6 protein-coding genes and 2 pseudogenes are annotated in these 7110 nt (G+C 64.0%); 2 read left to right on the top strand and 6 right to left on the bottom strand.

What is annotated here, in order from left to right; all coding sequences use genetic code 11:
* Positions 1-982: aldo/keto reductase (locus ACXJ7R_RS20570; RefSeq protein ID WP_457153448.1), on the top strand; the 982-nt coding region annotated here is incomplete at its 5' end.
* A gap of 184 nt (positions 983-1166) precedes the next feature.
* Here the strand turns inward: ACXJ7R_RS20570 and ACXJ7R_RS20565 are convergent.
* The 6 genes and pseudogenes from ACXJ7R_RS20565 to ACXJ7R_RS20540 all read right to left on the bottom strand — a co-directional run bounded on the left by ACXJ7R_RS20565 (position 1167) and on the right by ACXJ7R_RS20540 (position 5993).
* A complete protein-coding gene (locus ACXJ7R_RS20565; protein WP_457153449.1) occupies positions 1167-2348 on the bottom strand; it encodes an arabinose transporter in 1182 nt (393 codons plus the stop codon).
* Between the two features lie 40 nt (positions 2349-2388).
* Positions 2389-2823, bottom strand: coding sequence for a lipocalin-like domain-containing protein (locus ACXJ7R_RS20560; protein WP_457153447.1), 435 nt, complete (start codon positions 2821-2823; stop codon positions 2389-2391).
* Between the two features lie 56 nt (positions 2824-2879).
* Entirely contained in the window at positions 2880-3896 is a 1017-nt protein-coding gene (locus tag ACXJ7R_RS20555) for a zinc-dependent alcohol dehydrogenase family protein (RefSeq protein WP_457153446.1), read from the bottom strand.
* Positions 3897-3922: 26 nt separating this feature from the next.
* Positions 3923-4318 carry a (R)-mandelonitrile lyase gene (locus ACXJ7R_RS20550; protein WP_457153445.1) on the bottom strand — a complete coding sequence of 132 codons (396 nt, stop codon included), beginning with the start codon at positions 4316-4318 and terminating at the stop codon, positions 3923-3925.
* Positions 4319-4337: 19 nt separating this feature from the next.
* A pseudogene (locus ACXJ7R_RS20545) lies at positions 4338-4806 on the bottom strand (cyclophilin-like fold protein).
* A complete protein-coding gene (locus ACXJ7R_RS20540) occupies positions 4803-5993 on the bottom strand; it encodes an MFS transporter (protein WP_457153444.1) in 1191 nt (396 codons plus the stop codon). Before ACXJ7R_RS20540 ends, ACXJ7R_RS20545 begins: the two are co-directional and overlap by 4 nt.
* 150 nt (positions 5994-6143) lie before the next feature.
* On the opposite strand from ACXJ7R_RS20540, the pseudogene ACXJ7R_RS20535 reads away from it, so the two are divergent.
* Positions 6144-7021 (top strand): annotated as a pseudogene (locus ACXJ7R_RS20535) (LysR family transcriptional regulator).
* Positions 7022-7110: the final 89 nt, after the last annotated feature.

Genomic DNA, 7110 nt, shown 5'->3' with positions numbered 1-7110 from the left:
TTACACTCATCTAGGTCGGACCGGCATCAAGGTCAGCCGAATAGCCCTCGGCACGATGGAATTCGGCTGGCAGATCGATGAGGCGGACAGTGTCACGATCATGGACGAAGCTCTCGACGCCGGCATCAATCTCTTCGACACGGCGGATGTTTATGGAGGCCCGCAATCGCCCGAAATGGAGAAGGGCTACGGCACCTCCGAGGAGATCATCGGCCGCTGGCTCGCGCAGGGCGGCCGGCGCAACCGGATTGTATTGGCGACGAAGGTCTACCAGCCGATGGATTCTGGTCCCAACGATCGCCGCTTGTCTGCCTATCACATCCGACGGGCCTGCGAAGCCAGCTTGCGGCGGCTGAAAACCGATCACATCGATCTCTACCAGATGCATCACGTCGACCGGGTCACACCGTGGGAGGAAATCTGGCAGGCGATGGAGCAACTGATCCGCGAGGGCAAGATCACCTACGTGGGCAGCAGCAACTTCCCGGGCTGGGACATCGCCACTGCCCAGTGCACGGCCGCGTCGCGCAATCTGCTGGGACTGGCTTCCGAGCAGAGCCTCTACAACCTCGCGCAGCGTATCATTGAGCTAGAGGTGATCCCGGCGCTGCGTCACTACGGGGTGGGCCTCATCCCCTATGGACCGATCGGCGCTGGGTTGCTCGGCGGCGTGCTCCGCGGGGCAGCCCAGGGGCACGGCTCGTCGACGCCGCTTCAACCGCGGATCGCCGAACTGCGCCCGCAATTGGAAGCCTATGAAGCGCTCTGCGATGAACTGGGCGAAGCGCCGGCCCTCGTGGCCCTCGCGTGGTTGCTCCACAATCCGATTGTCAGCGCGGTGATCAGCGGTCCCCGGACGGTGGTGCAGCTCCGCGAGAACTTGAAGGCACCCTTGCTGAAGCTTTCGAATGAAACACTGATGAGGCTGGACAAGATTTGGCCAGGCTCCGGCGGCGAAGCGCCGGGGGCCTATGCCTGGTAGGTTGTGGGAGTGACTGCTGTACCTACATAGCAACCGTGCTGGAAGACTTAGAGACGGCCCGATTGCAGATGGCCCCTCGCAATTGCGAAGGCTATGACCATCTGTTTCGGAATTCCAAATCGCTCGGGCCAAGATCAAATGGGTCGGAGCGTAGGTCAGAGATCCCGAGTACAGCCATCCGGCATTAAAGCGGAGCGTCATGGTGTCCCAGCAGCAGAGCGATGCCAAACGCCGGAAGTGTTGCCACCGCGACCGCGAAGAAGACGAATTGCAAGCCGGCCGACGCGGCGACCATTCCGAGCGCCGGACTGCCGAAGCCTAGCGCCAAGTCGAGGAAGACGGTGTAGAATCCCATGGCCAGGCCGCGGCTGCGTGGCGGAAGACTGCTTACGGCCTCGGCACCGAGACCGGGATAGACCAGCGAATAGCCGAGGCCGGTCAGCCCCGCTCCGATGGCGGCGAGTACAGGCCCGGGCGCAAGCCAGATCAACATCAGCCCTGCGGCCTGGACCGCCACGAAGATCACGGCGACGCGCGCGCCCCCTAACCTGTCAGGCAGGTGGCCGAAGCATAGCCTTGCCGCGATCAGCGAAGCGGCATAGGCGGTGAAGGGAAGCCAGACTGGCTGCCAACCGCGCTCGGCAAAGAGCAGCGCGCCGAAGGACAGGATTGCGCCATAGCCGAGGCTGCTGAAAGCGGCTCCGATGCCGGGAAGCCAGACCGCTCGCGCCACGCTCTTCCATGATTGCCGCGTAGTGCTCGCGGCGGGGCTGGCACTACGCATCGGCAGGATGGCAAGCAGCGTCGCAAGCGGCAGGACGAGCGTCGCGAGAGCGATCGCCGCGAAGCCTACGGCCGCGTAAAGCGCAGATCCGATCGGTGCGCCGAGCGCGAGCGCCGCGAACATCGCCGTACCCACCCAGGCGATGACCTTTCCGGAGTCCTGTCCGCCCGCAAGGGCCAGGCCCCAGGCGACGCCCCCGGTGATGATAAAGCTCTCGGCCGCGCCCAGCACCGCCCGGCCGGCGAAGAGCCAAGACGCGGACACTAGCGGCCGGTCAAGCAATGCCAGCGAGCCGAGATAAATGAACCCCGCCAGCGCAGCGGCAATGAGTCCGATAATGACGGCCCGCCTGCCGCCGCGGCCATCGGCATAATTTCCGGCTCCAATGCGCGACAGCATCGAGGCGACGAACTGGCTACCCGTCACCAGCCCGACGGCGAAGGGACCGAAACCGAGCCGCTGGTGAAGATGCAGCGGCAGGACGGGCAGCGCCAGGCCGATCAGCAGGAAGCCGGCGAAGACAGCCGCCATGATCGGCAACAGTTCCGCCATCGCGTCATTTCGGCCTGAGGTCCGCGCCATCGTGGCCATCGGTGGCACCTTAAGAGCCGGGCTGTTCAGATCACTCGCGCTCGTAGGTCACGCGCCAGCCCTCGGCCGGATTGTCCGGCGTGAGGACCAGCTTACTATCCGAGACGTCGAATTTGCGCTTCATGCTTTGCCCGTCAAGATTGCGGACCAGGGAAGACTCGACAGTGATGACGAAGGTCTTGTCCCGGTCGTTGATGGCGACGGGTCCGTAATAGGCTTCGTAGCCATTCCTTGTGTAAGGCGTGTCGGGCGCCTTGGCCTCGGGATTCTGCGCCTGTACCGAGAGAGTGCCGGCCTCGGTGAAAATAACCTGACCGGAATACGGTACGAGCTTGAGGTTTCCACCCGCGCCGACTTCTAGCGACGTCATGCGCCACGCGCCGACGATCGGGGACTCCCCGCAATGGGCCGGCGTGGCGGCCGAAAGCGCGAGCGCAAAGGCGGCGATCCTCCATCTCATCGTCATATGTCTTTGTTCCTTATCTGATGTGAGCGCGAACGGGCTGTCCTCCCAGTCTTCGTTCACACGGAGAGCATGACCTTGATCGCGCGGCGCTCGTCCATCGCGCGGTAGCCTTCGGCGACCTCGGCCAACGGCAGCTTGAGGTCGAAGACTTTGCCGGGCTTGATGCTGCCCTTGAGTACGCGGTCCATCAGGTCTGGCAGGAAGCGGCGAACCGGCGCCGGGCCGCCCAGCATCCGCTTCTGGCCGAAGAACAGTCTTTGGCCGTCGAAGCTCACGCCATGCGGTACGCCGACATAGCCGATCGTGCCGCCGGGCCGCGCGCAGGCCAGCGCCTGGTCGAAAGATTCTCCCGTGCCGACGCATTCCAGCACGGAGTCCGCGCCGACGCCCTTGGTCAGCTCCTTGATGCGCGCAATGCCTTCCTCGCCGCGCTCGGCCACGATGTGGGTCGCGCCGAATTCGCGGGCAAGGTCCTGACGGCTCTTGTGGCGGCTCATGGCGATGATGCGCTCCGCGCCCAGCTCCCTAGCCGCCAGCACACCCATCAGGCCGACCGCGCCGTCGCCGACGACCACCACCGTCGACCCTTCGCGGACCTCGGCCGCGTCGGCCGCATACCAGCCGGTGCCGAGCACGTCGGACACAGCCAGCAGGTCAGGAATCAGTTCGGCCGACGGCACCTCGGCAGTGGCGACCAGTGTGCCATCGGCCAGCGGCACGCGGGCATAAGGCGCCTGCGCGCCCGACATGAACTCGCGCTGCACACAGGACGACTGGAAACCGAAGCGGCAATGCGGGCAGATGTTGTCGGAGAGGCAGAACGAGCCGACGACGAACTGGCCGGGACGCACCGTGCGCACCTCTGCACCGACCTCGACGACGATTCCGCAATATTCATGGCCCATATGCATGGGACCGTCTACGTTTTGGAGCCCTCTATAGGGCCACAGGTCCGATCCACAGATGCAGCTTGCCGAGAGCTTGATGATGGCGTCCGTCGGGCGCAGGATTTTCGGATCGGCGTCTTCCTCGCAGCGGATGTCGCCAGGCTTGTAAAGAAGGGTTGCGAGCATTTTGCTTTCCTTTCGATCAATCGACGTCAGGCGCCGTAGTCGGCGTCGCTGACATGTTCCAGCCAGTCCACCACCTTACCGTCCTTGACCTCCTGGAGAGCAATATGGGTCATGGCGGTCTGCGGCGACGCGCCGTGCCAGTGCTTTTCGCCGGGCGCGACCCAGACGACGTCGCTGGGCCGGACCTCCTCGATCGGGCCGCCCTCGCGCTGGACGCGGGCGAGGCCGGACGTGACGATCAGCGTCTGCCCAAGCGGATGCGTGTGCCAGGCGGTGCGGGCGCCCGGCTCGAAAGTTACCTGCGCGCCCTGCACCCGCTCGGGGTCGAAGGGGTTGAAGAGCGGGTCGATCCGCACCGTGCCGGTGAACCAATCAGCCGGCCCCTTGCCGGAAGGCCTCGTTCCAGCGCGAACAATGTCCATGGTGATCTCCTTTGTGTCATCAAACGCGTTCGATGCGGAGCGAGCTCGCCGCGAATGTGCAGGGCCTGTTCGCCCTCGTCGAATCGGCCGAGCCTGATCAGCCCGGGATGGCGATAGTCGGCGTAGAACATTGCCAAGTTGCCCCAGGGCATGAAATAGCAGAGGTCATAGGGCTGCTCGTTGGCGAACGGACCGCTTCCCTCCTCCGTTAGCTTGCGCGGCAGATAGGCGATCTTCTCGTTACGCGCGTAGTCCTCGATCTTGAGGTCCAGCGGCAGCATGGCGAAGAAGTCGCGCGCCGACGGATTGTCGTAGAGCGTCGCGGTCATTGCGCGGCCGTTAAAAGTCATCCTTATCTTCATGTCGGTGGGCTCCCGGCTGGCTGGGGCCTTGCCCTCTTGGCTGGCGGCTGCGCGCGGCGAGGCCGCCACCGCGAGCGCGGCGCCGAGCAATGTCCGGCGGCTGAGCGTCGCATGCTCGATGATCATTGCGAGGATCTCCGGGCTATATGCGCTGCGGCGAAGGCGGCGAGCGCCGATCCGCAGAGCAACATCGAGGCAAAAGTGAACGCTCCCCACCAGCCGACCGTATCGAAGAGCGTGCCGCCGAGGGCCGCGCCCCCGGTGATGGCGAGCTGGATGACGGCGACCTGCAGCCCGCCGCCAGCCTCCGCGTCGTCCGGCAAAGTGCGGCTGAGCCACGTGCCCCAGCCAACGGGCGCGGCCGTGCCGAAGAAACCCCAGGCAACGAGCAGCAGCGCTGTGGGAACTGGCGAGGCACCGAAGGCAACGAGCGCAACTGCTAGCGCGGCCATGACCAGGGGGATGATTATGAGAATGCCGAACAGGCGCGTCCGCAAAAGCCGGCCGACGCACCAGGTACCGAGGACCCCCGCCAGCCCCATTGCCAGCAGGATCGCCGAAAGCGCGGCGATATCAAGCTGGGTGACGCTCTCGAGGAAGGGGCGCAGATAGGTGAAAAGCGCGAACTGGCCCATGAACAGCATCATGATGGACGCCATGGCGATGGCGACTGGAAGACGGCCCAGCAGCGCCAGCGGATTGCCTGGACGTTTCCTCTGGCGCGGGGGCAGCGCAGGAAGGCTGATCCACTGCCAGACCAGCGCCAGCAGACCGAGCGGCACGACGAGAAAGAAAGCGCCGCGCCAGCCCACATAGGCGCCAAGAAAGCTGCCCAGCGGTGCGGCAATCGTGGCGGCAAGGGCATTGCCAGCGTTCAGCATGGCGAGGCACTTCGGAACCATGTCTTGCGGCATCAGGCGCATGACGATCGCGGTCGACATCGACCAGAAGCCGCCGATGGCGATTCCGAGCAGCGCGCGGCCAACCATGAGGGACGCGTAATTCGGCGCAAAGGTGACAGCGAGCCCGGAGACGATGAGGAGAAGGGTAAAGCCGGTCACGACCAGCCGGCGGTCAATCCGGCGCGTGAGGCCGGCAACCAGCAGGCTGGTCACGACAGCGAAAGCACCCGAAATCGAAATCGCCTGTCCGGTGCGGCCTGCGGTGATGTCGAGATCGGCCGCGATCGGGGAGAGCAGGCTCACCGGCATGAATTCCGACGCGATAAGCACAAAGACGCAAAGCGCCATCGAAAGCACCGCACCCCACGCGGCGCGGTCTTCGATGAATCGGGTGTCGTAGGTCGTTTCCATTAGTTGGCATCCCTGCAACGCAGCTGGGCGGATCAGTCGCCTTCTTCGTCGCCATGCCCGGAATATATCGCGAGGAACCCATTCTATTAGTCTGAGTAATTCGCATGGACTTATCTGCTTATGATATAAATGTCCGATTGGAGGTGACCCATGCAGCGCGATGGCATGAAAGATCTGCTCTGGTTTGTGGCTGTCGCCCGCGAGCGCAGCTTCACCAAGGCGGCGGCCAAGCTCGGTACCTCGCAGTCGACCCTATTCTGGAAGCTCGTCTTGGAGTCCGTCTGCTGGCGCGCACGACGCGGAGTGTCGCCCCGACCGAGGCCGGCGAGCGGCTTTTCCAATCTCTTGTTCCCCGCTTCGAGGAAATCAAGGCCGACCTTGCAAGCCTGGTGGCCTTTCGCGACAAACCCTCCGGAACGGTCCGCATCACTCTGTCCGACCATGCGCTCCAGACGACTGTCTGGCCGAAGCTGCAGCCCGTGCTAAGCGACTATCCCGACGTGCGCGTCGAGCTCTACAGCGACAACGGCATGAAGAACATTGTGGAGGAGCGCTTTGACGCAGGCGTGCGGCTCGGCGAGAGCATCGACAGGGATATGATCGCAGTGCGGATCGGTCCGGATTGGAGGCTCGTGGCCGTGGCTTCGCCAGAGTACTTTGCCCACCATCCGGTGCCAACCGCACCCCAGGATCTGGTCGATCATGACTGCATAAACATGCGACAGGCGACCTTCGGCGGATTGTATGCCTGGGAATTCGCCAGGGATGGGCGCGACCTTCGCGTGCGGGTGGAAGGCCAACTCACCTTCAATTCGTCCATACCCATGATCGAGGCTGCGATACGCGGTTGCGGGATCGCCTATGTCCCGGAAAATCTCGTAAGCCACCACATCACCAGCGGACGCCTCAGGCTGGTGCTTGACGACTGGAGTCAGCCATTTGCGGGCTATCACCTCTACTACCCGAGTAGGCGGCAGCTCTCGCCTGCGATGGCCGTAGTCGTCGAGGCGCTCCGACATCGCATCTGACCCCAAGCCAATCCACYCTGACTTCTACGCTGCGGACAGCTTGCCTTGCGCTGATTCGGTGAGGGGACGACGCGGACGTATTCTAGATT

It is taken from the genome of Mesorhizobium sp. P5_C1 (genome assembly GCF_054049815.1).
Note: the sequence above shows the minus strand (reverse complement) of the source record. Positions and strands in the feature narration are given on the sequence as shown.

Coding starts and splice junctions, on each gene's coding strand:
- ACXJ7R_RS20565 (WP_457153449.1), bottom strand. CDS start 2,348: ATGGCGCGGACCTCAGGCCGAAATGACGCGATGGCGGAACTGTTGCCG.
- ACXJ7R_RS20550 (WP_457153445.1), bottom strand. CDS start 4,318: ATGGACATTGTTCGCGCTGGAACGAGGCCTTCCGGCAAGGGGCCGGCT.
- ACXJ7R_RS20560 (WP_457153447.1), bottom strand. CDS start 2,823: ATGACGATGAGATGGAGGATCGCCGCCTTTGCGCTCGCGCTTTCGGCC.
- ACXJ7R_RS20540 (WP_457153444.1), bottom strand. CDS start 5,993: ATGGAAACGACCTACGACACCCGATTCATCGAAGACCGCGCCGCGTGG.
- ACXJ7R_RS20555 (WP_457153446.1), bottom strand. CDS start 3,896: ATGCTCGCAACCCTTCTTTACAAGCCTGGCGACATCCGCTGCGAGGAA.